Genomic DNA, 18315 nt, shown 5'->3' on the forward strand with positions numbered 1-18315 from the left:
CCGTGGGCCCGCATCCGGCGGGCCCACGGGCTCCGTACGCGACCGGACCGGCCCCACCCCACCAACGTAAGGACCATTCGGGTTGTCCAGACCCATACGGCCGCCTCGCGCGGGCCGCTTCCTCCGGTACACCACCCTGGCGGTGGCCGCGCTCATGGCCGGCTCGCTGCTCCAGGCCGAGCCGGCGCTGGCCGCGCCGACGTCGGGCGGTGTCCGCCACACCCCGCCCGTCGAGGCCGACCATCCCGTGCCCGGTGTGGCGCTCAAGACCGAGCCGCGCAAGGGCGACGGGCTGAGGTCGGGCCCGCGCCGCGCGCCCCGCGCCACCTGGCCGGCGGCCGGCTCCGCACAGGTCGAGCTGCCCACGACCACCCCGACCGCCCCCACCACTCCGTCCGCCCCGTCCGCCAGGGCCCCGTACGCGGGCCGGAAGACGGCGGGCACGAAGGGCGCACGCCCCGCCGTCGCACAACTGCCCGTACCCGGCCTGCCCGTCCGGCTGTCGGCCGCCCCGGCGGCGAGCGGCGCCGCCAAGGCCCAGGTGCGGCTGCTGCCCAAGGACATCGCCCGCGGCCTCGGCCTCGACGGCGTCCTGGTCTCCGTCGCCGCCGCCGGCCCCGCGAAGCCGTCCACCGGCTCCCGCAGCGTCGGCGTCAGCGTCGACTACTCCGCGTTCGGCGAGGTCTACGGCGGTGACTACGGCGCGAGGCTGCGCCTGGTCACCCTGCCCTCCTGCGCGCTGACCACGCCCCAGCTGCCCCGCTGCCGTACGACGACGCCGGTGGCCGGCCGCAACGACAGCGAGAAACGCACGGTCTCCGCCGACTCCGTCGCGCTGCGTCCCGCCGCCTCCGCCGTCCTCCTCGCGGCCGTGGCCGACCCGGACGGCGGCTCCGCGGGCGCGGGCGACTACACCGCGACCCCGCTGTCGTCGTCCGCCGCGTGGCAGACCAGTCTCCAGACGGGCGACTTCTCCTGGTCCTACCCGCTGACCGCGCCGACCGTGCCCGGCGGGCTGCTGCCCAAGCTGTCCGTCGGCTACTCCTCCGGCGCCGTCGACGGCCAGACCACCTCCAGCAACAACCAGTCCAGCTGGGTCGGTTCGGGCTTCGACATGAACACCGGCTTCATCGAACGGCGCTACAAGCCGTGCGGCGAGGACGGCTCCTGGAGCAGGGACGACGCCCCCGGCGACCAGTGCTGGGGCTACGACAACGCCACCATCAGCTTCAACGGCCGCGCGGGTGAACTGATCCCGGCCGGCAAGGACGTCTGGCGGATCCGCAACGACGACGGGACCCGCGTCGAGAAGCTCAGCGACGCCGCCGGGCGCGCGAACGGCGACAACGACGGCGAGTACTGGAAGGTGACGACCACCGACGGCCTCCAGTACTTCTTCGGCTACAACCGCCTCCCCGGCTGGAGCACGGGCAAGCCCGAGACGAAGTCCACCTGGACCGTGCCCGTGTTCGGCAACAACGCCGACGAGCCCTGCCACCAGGCCACCTTCGCCGCGTCCTGGTGCCGGCAGGCTTGGCGCTGGAACCTCGACTACGTGATCGACCTCCAGGGCAACGCCATGTCCTACTGGTACGACCCGGAGACCAACTCCTACGGGCGCAACCGCGTGGCCGCCGACGACACCTCCTACGAGCGCGGCGGCGTCGTCGACCGCATCGAGTACGGCCAGCGCAGCGACACGATGTACACCGCCAAGGCGGTCGGCAAGGTCGTCTTCACCAACACCGAGCGGTGCATCGAGGCGACGGCCGCCGCCTGCGCCGCCACGGAGATCGAGAAGAACCCCGACCGGTGGGAGGACACGCCCTACTACCTCAACTGCAAGGCGGCCACCGACTGCGACAAGGGCCGCTTCTCGCCGTCCTTCTGGTCCCGCAAGCGGCTGACCAAGGTCACCACGCAGGTCCTTCAACCCTCGGGCGGCTACGGCGACGCCGACGCCTGGGCGTTCACGCAGAAGTGGGGCGACGCGGACATCGACCGCTCCCTGCTCCTGGAGTCGATCCAGCACACCGGCCTGTCCGCCACCCCGTCGATCACGCTGCCCAAGGTGACCTTCGGCTACAAGCAGGGTCCCAACCGGCTCGACCGGCTCGGTGACGGCATCGCGCCCTTCATCAAGTACCGCCTGGCCAACGTCTCCGACGAGTCGGGCGGCTCGATCGACGTCGCCTACTCGGAGCCCGAGTGCGACTTCGCCGCACTGCCCGCGCCCGAGACCAACACCACCCGCTGCTTCCCGCAGTACTGGCAACCGGCCGGCGCCCCGGACCCCGTCCAGGAGTGGTTCAACAAGTACGTCGTCACCCAGGTCGTCGCCACCGACCGCACCGGCGGCTCCGACGACATGGTCACCAAGTACGCCTACCTGGACGGCGCCGCCTGGCACTACGCCGACGACGACGGCCTGACCAAGGAGAAGTACAAGACCTGGTCGCAGTGGAACGGCTACGGCCGGGTCCAGGTGCAGTCGGGCGGCTGGAGCGGCATGCGCTCGCTGAGCGAGCACCGGTTCCTGCGGGGCATGGACGGCGACCGCAAGAACGCCGCCGGCGGCACCAAGGCGGTGACCGTCGCCGACGGCGAGGGCGGCAGCCTCACCGACCACGAGGCCTTCCAGGGAACCGAGTTCAAGACCATCGACTACACCGGCCCGGGCGGCACGGTGGAGAGCAGGACCGTCACCACGCCCTGGCGCAAGGAGACGGCCAAGCGGGTGCGGGACTGGGGCACGGTCACCGCGAACCTGACCGGCACGGCCGCGACCCGCACCTGGGACCGCACGCACGACGGCGGCTGGCAGGAGACGTCCACCACGTCGAAGTACGACGACCTGGGACGCGTCATCGAGAACAGCGACCTCGGCGAGGCCGCGTCCGGCGACGAGCAGTGCACCACCACCCAGTACGCCGACAACGCCACCACCTGGCTGCGTGCCCTGCCCAAGCAGGTCGAGGTCCTCGACGTGCCGTGCGGCACGGCCGTCACCTACCCCGCCCATCTGCTCTCCCGCAAGCGCAACACCTACGACTCCCTCGCCTTCGGCGCGGCGCCGACCCGCGGCCTGCTCACCAAGCAGGAGGAACTGGTCGGCTACACGGGGACGACCCCCGACTACCGCTGGAAGAGCAGCGCTTATGACGGCTACGGGCGGGTGAAGTCCACCGCCGACTCCTCGGGGGCGACCAGCACGACCGTCTTCGCCGCGGCGACCACCACCAAGCCCGCCACGCTCACCGTGACCGGCACCGAACTCGTCGCGGGCACGCCCTCCAGCGCGCAGTCCGTCGTGACCGAGTTCGACGGGGTCCGCTCGCTGCCCACGGCCTCGATCGACGCCAACGGCAGGCGCAGCGACGCCGAGTTCGACGCGCTGGGCCGGCTCACCAAGGCCTGGCTCGCCAACCGGCCCAAGGCCTCCAGCCCCACGCCGAGCCTGGAGTACGGCTACCGGATCGCGGAGGGCGACATCGCCGCGGTCGTCGCCCGGAAGCTGACGAACGACGGCGGCCAGCAGTCGTCCTACATCCTCTACGACGGCTGGCTTCGGCCACGGCAGTCGCAGTCCGCCGGCCCCGACGGCGGCCGTCTGATCGACGACACGTTCTACGACAGCCGCGGTCTGGTCGTGCGGAAGTACGCGCCGTACTACACCGCCAAGGCGCCGGAGCCCAAGCTCTTCGGCGTGACCGAGCAGGGTTCCGTGGACACCCAGACGGTCAGCGAGTACGACGGCCTGGGCCGCCAGACCGTCAGCAGGACGCTGCGCGGCAACGGCGTGGGCGTGGAGCTGTCCCGCACCACGACCACCTACAGCGCCGACCTCGTCACCGTCGACCCGCCGGAGGGCTCCACACCCACCGCGACGGTGCTCGACGCGGCGGGCCGCACCACCGAGCTGCGCGAGTTCCACGGAGGGGCGCCGACCGGCGCCTACGACAGCACCCTGTACGAGCACGACGCCGACGGGCACCTGACGAAGGTCACCGCCCCCGACAAGACGGTCCGCACCTACACCTACGACCTGCTGGGACGTCAGCTCACCTCCACCGACCCCGACTCGGGCGCCACCAGGACGACCTACGACGACGCGGACCGGGTCACCACCGCCACCGACGTCGCCCGTCAGAAGACGCTCGCCTTCGTCTACGACCGGCTCGGCCGGCACACCGAGACCCGGGAGAACTCCACCACGGGCCCACTGCTGGCCTCATGGACCTTCGACACCGTGCGCAAGGGCTACCTGGGCAGCTCCACCCGCTACGTCGGAGGCGCGGGCGGCGCCCGGTACACGCAGACGATCAACGCCTACGACAACCTGTACCGTCCGCTGCGCACGACCGTGTCGATCCCGTCCACGGAACCCGGACTGGGCGGCACCGCGGGCGTCAGCTACCAGACCAACACCACCTACAACCTCGACGGGACCGTCAAGTCCGCCAGCTACCCGGCGGCGGGAAATCTGCCCGCCGAGGTGGTCGCACCGACCTACGACGGCCTCCAGCGCGTGGTGAAGGCCGAGGGCCTCAGCACGTACGTCGGCAACGCGCGCTACAGCCTCACCGGGAAGCTGGAGGAGCTGGAGCTGGGCGACGCGGGCAAGCGGGTCTGGATCAACAACACGTACGAGCCGGGCACCCAGCTGCTGTCCACCAGCCGCGCCGAACGCGAGGGCGTGGCCGGCGTCGACCGGGCGGTCACCTACGCCTACGACGAGTCGGGCAACGTCGATTCGGTCACCGACGCCTCCCGTCAGGGCACCGACCGGCAGTGCTTCCGCTACGACTATCTCCAGCGGCTGACCGAGGCGTGGACCCCGGCCGGGGACTGCGCGTCGGCCCCCGCCGCCACCTCCCTCGGCGGACCCGCGCCCTACTGGCAGTCGTACACCTACACGGCGGCCGGCAACCGCGACACCGACACCCGGCACGACCCCACGGGGACGACAGCGGGAGACGTCAACCGCACCTACCGCTACAACGAGAACGGCAAGGGGCAGCCGAACACCCTGACGTCGGTCTCCTCGACGGGAGCCGTCACCGGCAAGGACACGTTCACCTACGAGCCCGGCGGCGGCACGGAGTCCCGCACGCCGAGCGGCGGCGCCAAGCAGGCGTTCGCCTGGGACTCCGAGGGCAATCTCGCCTCGGTCACCGAAGGCTCCGCGACCACCCAGTACCTGTACGACGCCGACGGCAAGCGCCTGATCAGCCGCGGTCCCGGCGGTGTCTCCACGCTGTACCTGGGCGCCACCGAGATCACCTGGACGAAGGCCACCGGGAAGACGACCGCGCGGCGGTACTACGACCTCGGCGGCGCGAGCGCCGTGCGTCAGGACGACGGCAAGGTCTCCTTCGTCGTCGCCGACCCCCACGGCACCGGTGAACTCGCCGTCGACGCCGCCACCCAGGCCCTGGTGCAACGCCGCACCATGCCGTTCGGCGAGGTCCGCGGCACGGTGCCGCCGGCCGGAAGCTGGCCGGGCACCAAGGGCTTCGTCGGCGGCACGCAGGACGCGACCGGGTTCACCCATCTCGGGGCCCGGGAGTACGACCCGGCGACGGGCCGCTTCCTCAGCGCCGACGCGGTGATCGACCCGACGGACCCGCAGCAGCTCAACGGCTACGCCTACGGGCACAACAACCCGCTGAAGCGCAGCGACCCGACGGGCAACTACGACCCGGACATGATGGCGTGGTGCCAGGACAACCCCGGCAAGTGCCAGGGCGGGCGGATCATCCCGAGCAAGCCCTCGAAGCCCAAGAAGAACCCCAACCCCGGGATGAACAAGAAGCGCGCCCATATGCCGGCGGTGCAGAACGAGCGCCTGGAGAAAATCATCAAGGAGCTCTACATCCGGCCGCAGGTGGCGGACAAGGATGTGGTGGGCGACGGAAAGACGGCCACGGCCCTGATCGAGGAAATGAACGAGGGCAAAGGCTTCGGCGGCGACGGATCGAAGTGGCACATCGAGAAGACGGTCGACAAACTCGGCGGCCTTCGCGACCTGCTGGAGGACGACCGAAAGGCCAAGGAGGACACCGGAAAGGGAATCCTCTCCGACTCCGACCGCAAGGTCGCGCTCAACGAGTCGAAGGAACTCTGGACGGCCCTCAACGCCGACGACGTCGCCGGGGCGGTGACGAAGCGGGTGAAGGCGTCCGGGTACGACAAGACGGTGTCCAAGCTCGTCAAGTCCGTCCTCTCGGCGGAGTCGATGAGCGAGGTCACGGGGCAGAAGTTCGCCATTCCCGAAAACCTGCACCCGAAGGCCCCGCAGCGGGCCGTGCCCACGGGCGAGAGGGTCAAGGGCCGGGGATTCGCCAAGGCCTTCGGGGTGGTGGGCGGCGCCGCCAGCGTCGCGCAGTTCCCGGTGGACGTCTACAACTACGGCGTCGGGGAGGCGGCGAAACGGCTCAGCGAATCTCTCACGGACCCGCTGAACGTCGTGCCCGACGGCCAGGGCGCGGGATGCGTGTTCTTCAATGACTGCTATGTGGTGACGCCGATGGCCTGACGCGTCGGACGCCTGCCACAGAAAGCCACCGGCCGGGAGGACCTCCCGGCCGGTGGCGTATCATCGTCCAGCGCAATATGAAGGAGTGTGGGCGTGCAAGGAATATCCTCCGACGACCTGGTCACGCAGCTTCTGCGACTGCTCCCGGAAGTGAAACCGTATGTCGAGCAGGCGGCCGCCCGTCACGACCTCAGCGTTTCCGAGGTGACGCACTGGGAGCAGCTCAACACCAGTCCGGGAACGCTCCTGTCCGAAGTTCTCGCTTATCCCCTGTTTCAGCCCCTGATGGAATCCCCGGAGATCGACGCGGAAGCGGAGGATTTCCTCGAGCGGTGTTTCGAATTCATCGAGGCGCTCGAGGAGGACCCCACGGGCCGGCTGACGGACACCGCCTACTTCACCTTCCTGGAGTCCTTCCTGGAGAGCAGGGAGGTGCTCGACCGCGCCTTCCGCTTCGCCTGGCCGAGGACCCGGGCGGCGACCCTGTCCATGCTGCGCGCCTGGAACGTCCCCGTGGACCCCTCCTGGGAGCACCCGGCGGGGGAGCCCCCGGCGAAGTAGTTCCGCCGCGGTGGATGCCGGAGGGGTGAATCCCGCCGGGGGATCACGTCGGACCGGCAGGGGGCGGCTGGGACGTTAGGGACGGTGAGCGGGCGTCAGCCCAGCAGTCGAACCCGTCCTCCCGCCGGTCTCGCCATTGCGAGAGAATCGGCCGGTGACTGTATCCATCGACCGTAGTCGGTCCCTCGAGGAGCTTGAAGGTGTTCGCTGGCAGGCGCCCCCGCCCGACACCACCCGTCTTATCGCGACAGCGCATGCCCTGCGGAAGCGGCCGGTCGGAACTCTGACCGTCGAGGACCTGCGCCAGCTGATCGGGCAGGACATCGGGCTGTCGGTGCTTCTTCCGCTCGCGGTGGAGGTGCTGCGTGACAACCCGCTGGCCGAAGGCCACATGGGCGAGGGCGACCTGCTGCGTGCAGTCCTGACCCGGGCCTCGGCGGCCTGGAGCCATTATCCGGATACCGCAAGCCAATTGACGTTCATCGTCGGTGGCCTCTCCGGCCTCTCGCGAGACCTGCGAAGCCACGTCGAGCGGTTCGTCGGCAGCGTTCAGAATTCCTGACGCGTCGCAGGATCCTGTCGTCGGGCAAGCTGCCGGGACGCGGTGCTCCAGGCGAACATGCACTCAACCGCCCGGTGCCGGGGCCGAATCTGGAGTTCTCGCCAGTCATGAGCTTTGCGGACGATCTCCAGGTCCCGGCCGAGAATCGAAGCGATCCGCATCGACCAGCCTGTCGGGAAGCGGCGGTGAGCCGGCGGTCAGTGACCGTGGGGCAGGGCGTTTCCGCGTGGCCGGTTGAACCAAATTTTCGCACTGTCCTGGTTCAGCAGGACGACGATGGCGACCGCGCCGATGAGCGACAGACCTCCTCCTCCGGTTCCGTTGGCGAGTCCGCCGAGCGAGAACGCGATCTGCAGGCTCGCCAGCACGACCGACGTGGTCCGGGCACCGCTGCCCGACTTCTGGTAGGCGAACGCCATGAAGAACAGCACCCAACCCATCAGGTTCGTGGCGGTGAGCCGTCCCGCGCTCTCGGCGCCGGCACCGAAGCCCAACACCAGGATGATCAGCATGGTCACCCCAGCCATGGCCCAGATGACCACCTGTGCGGCTCGCACACTGCCCGGCATGGTCGACGGCGGCATGGGAGCGTAGCCGTACGGGGCGCCATACGGGCCAGGAGCCCCGAATCCGCCCGCCATGCCGTGAGAGGCCGGGCCGCCGTAAACCCCCGGGGCTGCGTGAGGGGGCTGCGCGGAATAGGCCTGGGGAGGAGTGCCGGTCGGCGGTCCGAACTGACCGCCTTGGGCCCCGGGGCCACCACCCTGTTGCCCAGCGGGCTGACCGTAGGAATTCTGCGGGGCCGGATACTCGTTCGACATGCGCATGATCATATCCAAGCGATCGAAGGACGGGCGCCTCAGGAACCTTTCGAGTTACTCGGCCCGCCTCTGAAGGGGCTTCCGGCTCACGGCCGTCGAGGCGGGCCACGGCCCGGAGCGGCTGCGCGCCCACGGTCGTTTCGGCGGCGAGGCCTGCCAGGCCCGTCCAGGACGGGGAGGGGTGTCGCGGACGCGGGTGGTAGCGCCCGGCCGGGCAGGGTGCAGGCGTGGAGGGTGGAGGCGTCCCGGCGAGACCGCCCCCACCACCAGGGGTCCGTCATCCGAGGACGGGCCGGTGGCGACATCTCGCACGCCTGCACCGCGGCAAGGCGTTCCCCAGGCTCAGACGGCGGCGATCCAGCGCCGGACGGCCTCGTTGACGGTGTCGTCGAGGGCGCTCAACGCCTCCACGGCGTGCAGGTCTCCCGGCGCGGGCGCGACTCCTGCGCGAATGAGTGCCGCGTGCAATTCCAGGCGGCGCAGGTCGGCCGGGGCCATCGCCGAAGGCAGTCGCCGGCCCGGGTCGGGAACAGGCCACAGGGCCTCCTCCTCGGCCGCCCGCCCCTGGGGCGGTACACGCCAGTCCTCGTCGCCCCACTGCTCTGCGGAGTCCGCCTCGTTCAAAGTCGTCTGCACGTCGAAACCACAGCGGTAGGGGTCCAGGATCAACTCAGGCACCGTCACGGCGGTCGGCGAGTACTGCCACTCCTGCATGACAACCTCCAGCATTCGGCGTTCGCTTGGTGTCCAGGAGGCGCCCTGCCCGCCCGGCAGTTGCACGACAGGCGACGAACCACCCGAACGCCCCCAAACGCATCTCGTCACACCACTACGCCATCCGGCACAACCCCGCAGGTCTCACGCCCGCCGTCACATGTGATGCCACCGGGCCGATCCCGCACAGCGCCCCCGCCTCATGCTGTCGGTGCGGACCTGGTCTGGATTTCCCGATACCCGGTACGGCCGCCGGTGCCGACGGTGCGGAAAAGCAGTGAGGCGAAGGATGGTGGAGGAACTGGTTCCAGTTCCCGCAAGAACGGTGAAGAAACCAGGTAAATCGGCTGCGTGTTCTTCGATTCGCCGGGCACAAGAAGCGACGGAGGTTGATAACTATGGTTCCCCTGCTTCTCGTTCTTCTGCTGGCCCTGATCCTCTTCGGCGCGGGTTTCGCGCTCAAGGCACTGTGGTGGATCGCTGTCATCGTGCTGGTCGTCTGGCTGCTCGGCTTCATCATGCGCAGCGCTGACACCGGCGGCCGCAAGGGCCGCTGGTACCGCTGGTAGACCAGCACGCAGCAGCCGATCTGTGGGCCCCGGGCACTCACCAGCCGGGGCCCACAGGCATGTCCCACATCAGGACATTCCCGCGGGCAAACGGTGTAACTTGCATCTTCCCGGGCACCAGGCCTCATAGCTGGGGCCCGGTGAAGCAGCGGAACCTGCACCTCCAATCACCGGACCCCAGCCGCACCCCGACACCTCGTACGGCCGGCCTCGCCGGAGGGGCCGATCCTCCCCTTTTTACCGGGCGGCCATCAGCGCCGTTCCTGCCGCCACTCCCCCGAAGCGCCGGCACGTGACATCCTCCCGCCGTGCCGCACCTCAGACCGTGGCGACCGCAGACGCGCCACAGGTGCACGGTCCGGGCTCGCCGCCCAGGATCCCCCCGCGTAATCCCTGGTGAACAGGGTCACCGCGCCTGCTAGTCTTCGGCGTCTTGTCGCACACTCGTGCGCACACTCACACCACTCGTCACATCTGTCCCATGGGGGGATCCTGTCATGACCCAGTCAGCTCCACCGCCGTCCGAGGGCAACCCGTTCGCCCCGCAGCCCGCCGCCACTGCCCCGCAGCCCACCGACGGCAACCCCTACGCCCAGCAGCCCGGTGCCGCGCCGACTCCCCCGGCCCCGTTCGCGCCCGCTGCCGCGCCGGCCCGCAACAACCTCGCCCTGGGTCTGGTCGTCGCCGTGGTCGTGGCCCTGGTCACCGCTGGTGTCTACGGCGGGATCGTCGGCGCGACCGAGTACGAGATCGGCTACGCGGCCGTCGGCGTCGGCTTCCTCATCGGCTTCGCGGCGGGCAAGATCGGCGGCAGCAACCCGGTACTCCCCGTGGTCAGCGCCCTGCTGTCACTGGGCGCGGTCTACCTCGGCCAGCTCATCGGCATCGCGATCATCGGCGCCGACGAGGTCGGCGTCTCCGCGACCACGCTGTTCACCGAGCACTTCGACGTGCTGACCGAGGGCTGGAGCGAGACGGCCGACCCGATGACCTTCCTCTTCCTCGCCATCGGCGCGTTCGCCGCGTTCTCCGGCGCGAAGAAGGCCGCCCTGTGACCACGCGCGTGCTGCGTGACCACTCGTCCCGCGCATGAGCAAGTGCGGCGCGTGAAGGGCCCGTTCACCGTGAAGTGAACGGGTCCTTTCGCGTCGCACGGCGGCCGCACGACACCCTGCCGCGCACGGCCGCCGCCGTACATGGTGCTGCCGCATGGTGAGGAGGTCCGGCGACCCCGACGTCAAACCTTCCGGATCCGGTCGGCGATCTCCCGCCTCGCCGCGAACCCGACTCGGCGTGCACACGAGCACGCTCGACGAGCCCATCTCCCGCAGTGCGGCCGCCCCGGCGACGGTGATCGCCCGGCCATAGCCGCGGCCGCGGTGGTCCGCATGGACGCCCTTCCGCACGCGCCCGTGTGACCGGGCTCGAGGTGGCCCGCCCGGCCGAACGAACCAGGCGAGGAGCCCGGCCGTCGTACGGCCGGGCTCTTGTGTCGGGCCCTTTCCGGGCCCAGGGTGTCCGCGCGGCCGGCTACGGCTGCGCGGGCTTGGTCAGCTCTGCCCGATGACGGCGGCTTGCGACGAGACCGCCCGCCGCGCCCAGGGAGACCAGGCCCATGCAGGCGGCGCCGATGATGCCCTTCACGCCGTCCATGGCGACGTACATGGCGACGGCGGTGGCGCCGTTGAAGAGGAACAGGAACCAGAGCGTGCCCGGACGTCCCAGAAACGCTTTGATCTTCGGCTTCTTCGTGATCCGCGCGCCGGCGACGAGCGCGACGACCCCTCCGGCGATGGTGGCGATGGTCTTCTGGGTGCCGTCGAGGACGGCCTCCGCGCCGCCCGCGCTCGTGGCGAGACCGGCGGCGAAGGCGCTCCACAGGAGGACGTCGGCGACGAACTTCCTGACGGTGGCGAAGGGGGCGGGGACGGGCTTCACGTGCTTCACGGGAGCGGCCTTCCAGGGCAGACGCGGGGCGGCGGGGCGGGGGTTTCCGGATCTCTTCGATCCGGTATCCACGATCCCGTCCGGCGGCGTGCGTCACGAGGGAGCGGTCACCCGTCCTCATGGTGTAGCCCGCTACACCTCTCGTCAGGCTGACGGCGGATCGCGCTGTCGGGCCGGCCGTGAGCCCGTCCGCGCACTCCGCTCACTCCGCGTCGGCACGCGTCGCTTCGGCCTTTCAGGTTGCGTCCCAACTCGGCCAATCGCACTGCCAGTTATGGCTGAAAACACCGGTAACCGCAGCACAACCGTCTGAATGCCCCGTGGGTCACATAAGGCGGGAGCGACCAACTCCTAAAGCCACAAGGGGGAAATATGCGTTTCATTCACTCCATGATGGGCGCCGCCACGCTGGCGGCACTGTCGTTGGGGGCCGCGACCGCCCTCGCGTCGCCCGCCTCCGCCGCACCCAACACCACTCCACAGAAGGTCTGCGGAAGCGGCTACAAGACCGTGAACTCCGCTGCCGTCGGCTCGCTGGGCACCGTCTACCTGGCGTACAACGCCGCGAACGGCAACAACTGTGTCGTCACGATCCGCAAAAACCCCGGCACCGCCGTGGACATGTCCGCCTGGATCTACGTCCCCGACACCAACGAAGGTGACGACGACTACGGGCCCTACACCTCCTACGCAGGACCCGCCTACGTGATCGGCAAGGGCCACTGCGTCGACTGGGGCGGCGGCATCGCCAACACGTACGTGCAGGTGATCGGCTCCAACTGCGCCTCCCTCAAGGAACAGCGGTCCACCTACACCCGCTGACGCACCAGGCGTTGTCCGGCTCCCGTCCCACGGCAGCCGGGCAACGCCCGACACGCGGGAGGCCGTACCGGTACGGCGGGCCGGGCGGCACCTGAACATCGCCGATCTCCTCGCCTGGCTCACCGGCCCCGCCGACCGCCACGTGACAGGCCAGGTGATCTTCGCGGACGGCGTCGCCGACGCCACGGTGCGCGACCCTCGCGTCTTCGGCTGGCGGACCGGGCGGGCCCGGGCGGGGCACGACCGTCGGGCGGGCCGGGGACCCGGCCGCGGCGGTCAGGCGCCCCAGGCGGCGGAGGCGGTCGTCGGGGGCAGGAAGGCCACTCGGGTCAGGAAGTCCTTGAGCAGGATGCGCCACACGTGCCAGTTGTGGCCGCCGTCGACGAAGTCGCTCTGGACGTGGAATCCGGCGGCGGTGAGATCCCGTACGGCGCGGAAGGGGCCCCGGTGCAGGGACGAGCCGTTCAGCGCGAACCCGGGGTTGATGGGGTCCTGCCAGCCGCAGCCGACGAACACCGACACCTTGCGCATGGCGGCCGTCCGCGCGTCGGTGAGGACGGTGTCCGGGGGCAGGCCCGCGCTCATGATGCCGTAGTAGCCGAACTGTTCGGTGTTGTCGAGCAGCAGGTAGGCGGTGCGCATACCGCCCGCGGACAGCCCGGTGTACGCCCGGTCGGAGGCCGACGTCGAGACGTGGTAGTGCTCCTCGACCCACGGGAAGACCCGCTCGACGAGGTCGGTGCGGTGCTCTTGGTCCCGTGCCGAACTCGCGTAGCCGGTCGCGTTGGGCATGACGACGACCGTCGGCTGGATCTCGCCCTGGTTGATCAGGTTGTCCATGATGCGGGCCAGGTCGCCCTGGGTGCTCCAGCCCATCTCGTTCTCCCCGCCGCCATGGCTGAGGTAGAGGGTCGGGTACGGCTTGACGCGCTTCGGGTCGTAGCCGGGCGGGGTGTAGACGACCAGGTGGTTCTCGTCGACGGGGGTGACGTGTCCGGGTGAGTTGTAGGTGGCGTAAGTCAGTTTCCCGCGCGCTCCCTTCGCGGGCCCCTGCCAGGAGAGGTCGGCGGCGGGGAAGTCGGGGTCGGCCGGGACGTAGATCTGGCTGCGGTCGACGGCCCTGCCCCGCAGGACGCCGTCCGTCACGTTCCAGGCCGGGTTGCCCGGGTCGGGGAGCTGTCCGGACGTCGTGGTGTCGTCGGCCTGCGCGTCGACGAAGAAGCCGTACGTGTAGACCCCGCCCGGCAGCGGGGTGGTGTAGGTCCACACACCGTCACGGCCCTTTGCCATGTCGACGACCGGCCAGAGGGGGCTCGTGGAGTTGGGGTGGGACGCCGGAACGTCGCCCGCCTGCCACTGGCGCGGAAGCAGGCCCTGCGTCTCGGCGAGGTGGTCAGGGCCGGTGAGCCGCTCGGCCAGGGCGCTCGGCCGTTCGAAATACCACTCGCCCTTGAGCTGGACGCGCCGGGCGGTCGGAGCGTGGTAGCGGAAGGTCACCTCGTAGCCCGTGGGGCCCTCACCGGTGTGCCGCACCTGGGGTCCGTACTTCGCGCCGGGCTTCCTGTCCGCGCTGCCGTCGCGGTTCCCGGTGGCGGACGCGGGTGTCGCCCCGAGTGCCGTAGCGGTGAGCGAGGCGGTGCCGAGGGTGGCGGCCACAGCGCGGGCGACTTCTCGTCTGGTCATGGACATGTTTGACGGCTCCCCTGACTGGTGTGCGTGCAGTGCCTTTTGGGATGCCCGACGGGCCCACCGCCGTGACGACGACGGCGGCTCCGCGTCGCGAGGTACGACGCGGAGCCGGAAGTACTACGCGCCTGGGGGGCGGTGGCCGGTGACCTGGGCGGCCCAGTTCAGGAACGCGGCGGGGTCCCGGTTGGTGGCGTGGCCGGCGTCCCAGTACATCGCCGAGTTCACGTCGTCGCCGAGCCCGGCGAGGGAGGCGGCGAGGTTGCCGGCGACGGTGAGCGAGGTGTGGGGGTCGCTGGTGCCCAGGCGGATCCACCAGTGCCGGGAGCGCCCGGCATGGCGCTGCCGGATGAAGTGCATGGGGTTCATCAGGGCGAGCGTCTCGGGGATGTCCTTGTCGAGGCGCTTCGTGGTCAGGCCCGTGGTGTCGTGGTCCAGGCCGTACCGGGTGAAGTGCCGTGCGCCGACGGTCCCCTTGCCGAACAGATTGTTCTCGCCCGTGGTGAGGCCGAAGCCGTCGAAGGAGGGGACGTTCTTGTTGCGGCCGCCCATGTGGGCGAGGTAGGCGTCCCAGGTGAAGGACGCCCGCCCGCCGTCCCAGCCGATAGCGGGGTTGGCTGCCAGGTATGCCGAACGGGCTTCGGCGGAGAGGCCGTCGAGGTAGGCGGTGGCGGCCGGCCGGAGGTAGGTCGTCAGCAGGTAGTCGTCGTAGTTGCGGGCGGTGAGACGGCCGTAGCGGCCGATGCCGTCGATGCGCAGGGAGGCCTGGTAGTCGGCGAACGCCGCGCTCAGCTCCTTGGACAGCGTCTGGTCGACGAGCGCCCCGGTGCCGCTCAGCTTCGCGCTCCCCCAGCACCACTCGTAGGACATGTCCGCGTGTTCGAGGTCGGCGATCGGGCACCAGGCGGCCGTGGCGAACACGGCGTCGGAGGCGTCCGCGGCTCCCAGCTCCCGGAGGTGGCCGTCGTACAGGTGGCTGTCGCCGGAGGCGCCGAGGAGGGCGGACATGGCACCGCCCGCGCTGGTGCCGGTGGACACGATCCGTTCGGTGTCGCCCGGCACTCGCCCCTTGTTGGCGCGCAGGTAGCGGACCGCGGCCTTGAGGTCGACGATGACGGCGGGTGCCGTGCCGTAGTAGACGCCGCCCGCGTCGACGAGGGTGCGGCCGCGGGCTCCGGGCTCCACCACCACGTAACCGGCCGCCAGGGCGAGCTTGGGCAGATTACTGTCGTTCCCGTTGTTCTCCAGCACCCTTCCGCCGGGCATCTCCATGATGCCCTCGCCGATGCCCGTGGACTTGGCGACGCTGACGGGGAAGTAGCCGCCGACCCAGTTCGCGAAGACGATCGGCGTGTGTCCGGCGTCCACCTTCTCGCCGTCGATCGCGACGGGCACGCTGACGACCAGGCTCTGGTGCGTCGCGTCCACCGGGTCGGTGACGTAGGTGACGGGGCCGTAGAAGTGGTAGGTGACCTCCTTGGTCCCGCCGTCGGCGGACGGCAGGGTGGCCGTGCGCACCGTGTAGTCGGCCTTGTCGAAGACGAGGGACCGGGGCAGGCCCCCGCCGACCGGCCGGACCGCCGATGCCGCTTGGGTCGCTTGGGCGCCGGTGGCGGCGATACCGCTCGCCGACACGGCAGCCGCCGTGGCGGCGGCGCCCCTCAGCACGGTCCTGCGGTCCACGGCTCTGCGATTCATTGCTGTCCCTTCGATGCCGCGACACGCAGCGGCTGTTGTTCCGTCGTACGTCGGTCCGGCTGGAGCGCTCGGAGCGGGACCGTGTCCGCGTCCGCGCCCGGCCCGTCCGGCGCACGCTCGAGCCGGGCGCGGGCTCAGCGAACGTAAGACGACGTCGGCAAAGTGTCAACAATTTCGTCAGCTTTCCTCGGACAACCACCGCGCTCCGGCTCCCGCTCGAAACGGAGGAGGCCCGCCGCCTGACGGCGACGAGCCTCACGACACCGCGCGAACGCGGTGGTGCCTTCCGTACACCGTGATCGTGCCGGACCGGCCGTTCACCTGCCTCCCCGGCCCTGCCCCCACACACCACCAGGTCGGCTCCGCAACCGGGCGGGGCCGGGGTACGGCACGGCGAGACGATCAACGGACCCTGATGAACACCACGTCGTAACCGCTGTTCGTGCCACGGGACTTCACGTAGACACCGTCGCCGCCGCCGTTGGGATTGCCCGTGTTGCCCTCGACGGTGGTGAGCGACGACCCGGAGACCGTGCGCACGATGCCTATGTGCTCGTTCCCGCCGGTGAAGTCGCTGCCACCGTCCCAGTCGAAGGCCACGATGTCGCCGGGCTGCGGGTCGGTGGTCACCGACAGGTGGTAGTTGCCGGCCTGTGCCTGCTTGACCCAGCCCGAGACATAGGAGTTGCGGTAGGAGGTGGCCCCGGTCTGCTGGGCGACCCAGCTCACGAAGGTCGCACACCAGGCGTAGTTGCTGGTGGACAGCGAAAGACCCACGGACGACCCGTAGCTGTTCGCGCGGGCGCTGCCCTCGACCGTGCCGGCCTCGGCCTGGGCCACGTCGAGGATCTTGCCGTAACCGCCGCCGGGCGGGGGTGACGTGGGCGGGGTGACCGCGCCGTACAGTGCCGCCTTGGTGTTCGGTCCCACCTTGCCGTCGACCGAGAGGCCCTTCTCGGCCTGGAAGTCCCTGACGGCGCTGCCGGTGAGCGAGCCGAAGTCGCCGTCGACGGCGAGATCGGCGCCGTGGTGGTTGAGCAGGCTCTGCAGCTCGGTGACACAGCCGCTGCGCTGCCCCTGCACGATCTCGTTCGGGCAGGAGGCGGAGGTCAGGTTGACCGGCGCGGGCGCGCCGTTGCCGCCGCCCCCGCCGATGTTCGAGTAGAGCGCGGCCTTGGTGTTCGGACCGACCTGGCCGTCGGCGGTGAGACCGCGGGAGGTCTGGAAGCTGCGGACGGCGCTCGCCGTCCCGGCGCCGAAGTCGCCGTCCACGGTGATCGCGTAGCCGTGGTGGCGCAGCAGCCGCTGGAGTTCGCTGACGCATCCGCCCTTGTCGCCCTGTACGACGTTCGCGGGGCACGAGGAGGACTGCAGGTTGATGGGGGCGGGCGCCGAGCCTCCGGTCGCGTACAGCTTGCTCTTGGTCGCGGGGCCCACCCGCCCGTCCACGGCGATCGCGGTGGCGGCCTGGTACTCACGGACCGCGTAGAGCGTACTCGACCCGAACCGACCGTCCACCACGAGACCGGCGCCGTGCGCGTTGAGCAGGTTCTGCAACTCCGTGACGCAGCCGCTGGACTGGCCCTGCACGATCTCGTCGGGGCAGGACGCGGAGGTCAGTGTGATCGCGGTCGGCGCCGCCACGGCCGGTTCGGCACCGAGCACGATGCCGACCGAGACCATCGCCGCGGTGGCCGCGACGGTCCCGATCCGGATCCGCCACCCCTTCGTGGTGCGGACGGTGTCCCGGTGCTGTGTGTTCCGGTTCTCGGCATAAGCAAAGAATGCGAGTCTTCCCATGGCTGCGAGCTGTCTCCTTCGATGGGTCGATCGTCGTCGTCCGGCCCCGTTCGCACCCTGGGCGGGTGCGCGTGGCCCACGGGGACTGTCCGGACGAGTCGGGCTGTGGACGCGGTCGTGCGGGGCGGCGACGAACGGATGCGGCGAGGTCACAGCGGGGAGGGTGTGACACCGGGGTCCGGTGTCACCGGGCCGTCGGCGGCGCGTCCGGTCACCGCGGCGTTATCGACCGGCACCCTGGCCGAGACGTTCGATCGCATGCGTCGTTCCCCTTGAGTCGCCGAACGCACCTGCCCTGGCTGTGGCGCAGGGGGCGAGACGAGACTGCGGTGCGGGAGGCGGGGACACCACCGGTACGGCGGAAACGACGTCATGACGGGACGTCCCCGGCTCTGACCTGCGGGGATGCCGACCCGGGGGGCGGTTCGGCGGGACGGGGACGGTGACGGCGTGAGCGAGGGAGGACAGGCGCGGGGACCACGGTGCCGCACGGTCGGGCGGCCACCGACATCCGCATACGGCAGCGGCAGCGGCAGCGGTCGAACTCTCCGCGGGGGGACGGCGCGTCGTACCTGGCGTCACCGGGCAGCCGGGTCG

At 70.4% G+C, this 18315-nt stretch carries 12 protein-coding genes; 6 read left to right on the top strand and 6 right to left on the bottom strand.

Annotated elements, in window-relative coordinates:
• Positions 1-82 precede the first annotated feature (82 nt).
• From OG440_RS01190 to OG440_RS01200, 3 genes are all read left to right on the top strand, one after another.
• On the top strand, positions 83-6538 hold the full coding sequence (locus tag OG440_RS01190) for an RHS repeat domain-containing protein (protein WP_406004927.1): 6456 nt from the start codon (positions 83-85) through the stop codon (positions 6536-6538).
• A gap of 93 nt (positions 6539-6631) precedes the next feature.
• The gene (locus OG440_RS01195; RefSeq protein ID WP_406004928.1) at positions 6632-7099 is read left to right on the top strand and encodes a hypothetical protein; all 468 of its coding nucleotides are present in this window, start codon (positions 6632-6634) and stop codon (positions 7097-7099) included.
• Positions 7100-7253: 154 nt separating this feature from the next.
• Complete coding sequence (locus OG440_RS01200; RefSeq protein ID WP_406004929.1) at positions 7254-7661, top strand: contact-dependent growth inhibition system immunity protein; 408 nt, start codon at positions 7254-7256, stop codon at positions 7659-7661.
• 197 nt (positions 7662-7858) lie between these two features.
• Here OG440_RS01200 and OG440_RS01205 read toward each other — a convergent pair whose 3' ends face one another.
• Together OG440_RS01205 and OG440_RS01210 are read right to left on the bottom strand one after the other, a co-directional pair.
• A complete protein-coding gene (locus tag OG440_RS01205; protein ID WP_406004930.1) occupies positions 7859-8218 on the bottom strand; it encodes a hypothetical protein in 360 nt (119 codons plus the stop codon).
• A 606-nt stretch (positions 8219-8824) separates the two neighbouring features.
• A complete protein-coding gene (locus tag OG440_RS01210) occupies positions 8825-9196 on the bottom strand; it encodes a hypothetical protein (RefSeq protein ID WP_406004931.1) in 372 nt (123 codons plus the stop codon).
• Between the two features lie 398 nt (positions 9197-9594).
• Between OG440_RS01210 and OG440_RS01215 the strand changes: the two genes are divergently transcribed.
• Together OG440_RS01215 and OG440_RS01220 are read left to right on the top strand one after the other, a co-directional pair.
• Positions 9595-9765: a hydrophobic protein gene (locus OG440_RS01215; RefSeq protein WP_355710525.1), complete on the top strand. Its 171-nt coding sequence runs from the start codon at positions 9595-9597 to the stop codon at positions 9763-9765.
• A gap of 497 nt (positions 9766-10262) precedes the next feature.
• Complete coding sequence (locus tag OG440_RS01220; RefSeq protein WP_406004932.1) at positions 10263-10820, top strand: hypothetical protein; 558 nt, start codon at positions 10263-10265, stop codon at positions 10818-10820.
• Positions 10821-11295: 475 nt separating this feature from the next.
• On the opposite strand, the gene OG440_RS01225 is transcribed toward OG440_RS01220, so the two are convergent.
• Entirely contained in the window at positions 11296-11712 is a 417-nt protein-coding gene (locus OG440_RS01225) for a hypothetical protein (RefSeq protein WP_406004933.1), read from the bottom strand.
• Between the two features lie 372 nt (positions 11713-12084).
• Here OG440_RS01225 and OG440_RS01230 point away from each other — a divergent pair, with 372 nt between their 5' ends.
• Positions 12085-12534, top strand: a complete 450-nt coding sequence (locus tag OG440_RS01230) for a spore-associated protein (RefSeq protein WP_406004934.1) — start codon at positions 12085-12087, stop codon at positions 12532-12534.
• Positions 12535-12810: 276 nt separating this feature from the next.
• On the opposite strand, the gene OG440_RS01235 is transcribed toward OG440_RS01230, so the two are convergent.
• The 3 genes from OG440_RS01235 to OG440_RS01245 form a co-directional block, all read right to left on the bottom strand.
• A complete protein-coding gene (locus OG440_RS01235; RefSeq protein ID WP_406004935.1) occupies positions 12811-14217 on the bottom strand; it encodes an alpha/beta hydrolase-fold protein in 1407 nt (468 codons plus the stop codon).
• 123 nt (positions 14218-14340) lie between these two features.
• Positions 14341-15918 carry a subtype B tannase gene (locus OG440_RS01240; protein WP_406004936.1) on the bottom strand — a complete coding sequence of 526 codons (1578 nt, stop codon included), beginning with the start codon at positions 15916-15918 and terminating at the stop codon, positions 14341-14343.
• Positions 15919-16320: 402 nt separating this feature from the next.
• Positions 16321-17718 (bottom strand): peptidoglycan-binding protein, encoded by a 1398-nt coding sequence (locus OG440_RS01245; protein ID WP_406004937.1) that lies wholly within the window; start codon positions 17716-17718, stop codon positions 16321-16323.
• Positions 17719-18315 lie beyond the last annotated feature (597 nt).

Origin of the sequence: Streptomyces sp. NBC_00637, from assembly GCF_045161545.1 — a bacterium.
GTDB lineage: Bacteria > Actinomycetota > Actinomycetes > Streptomycetales > Streptomycetaceae > Streptomyces.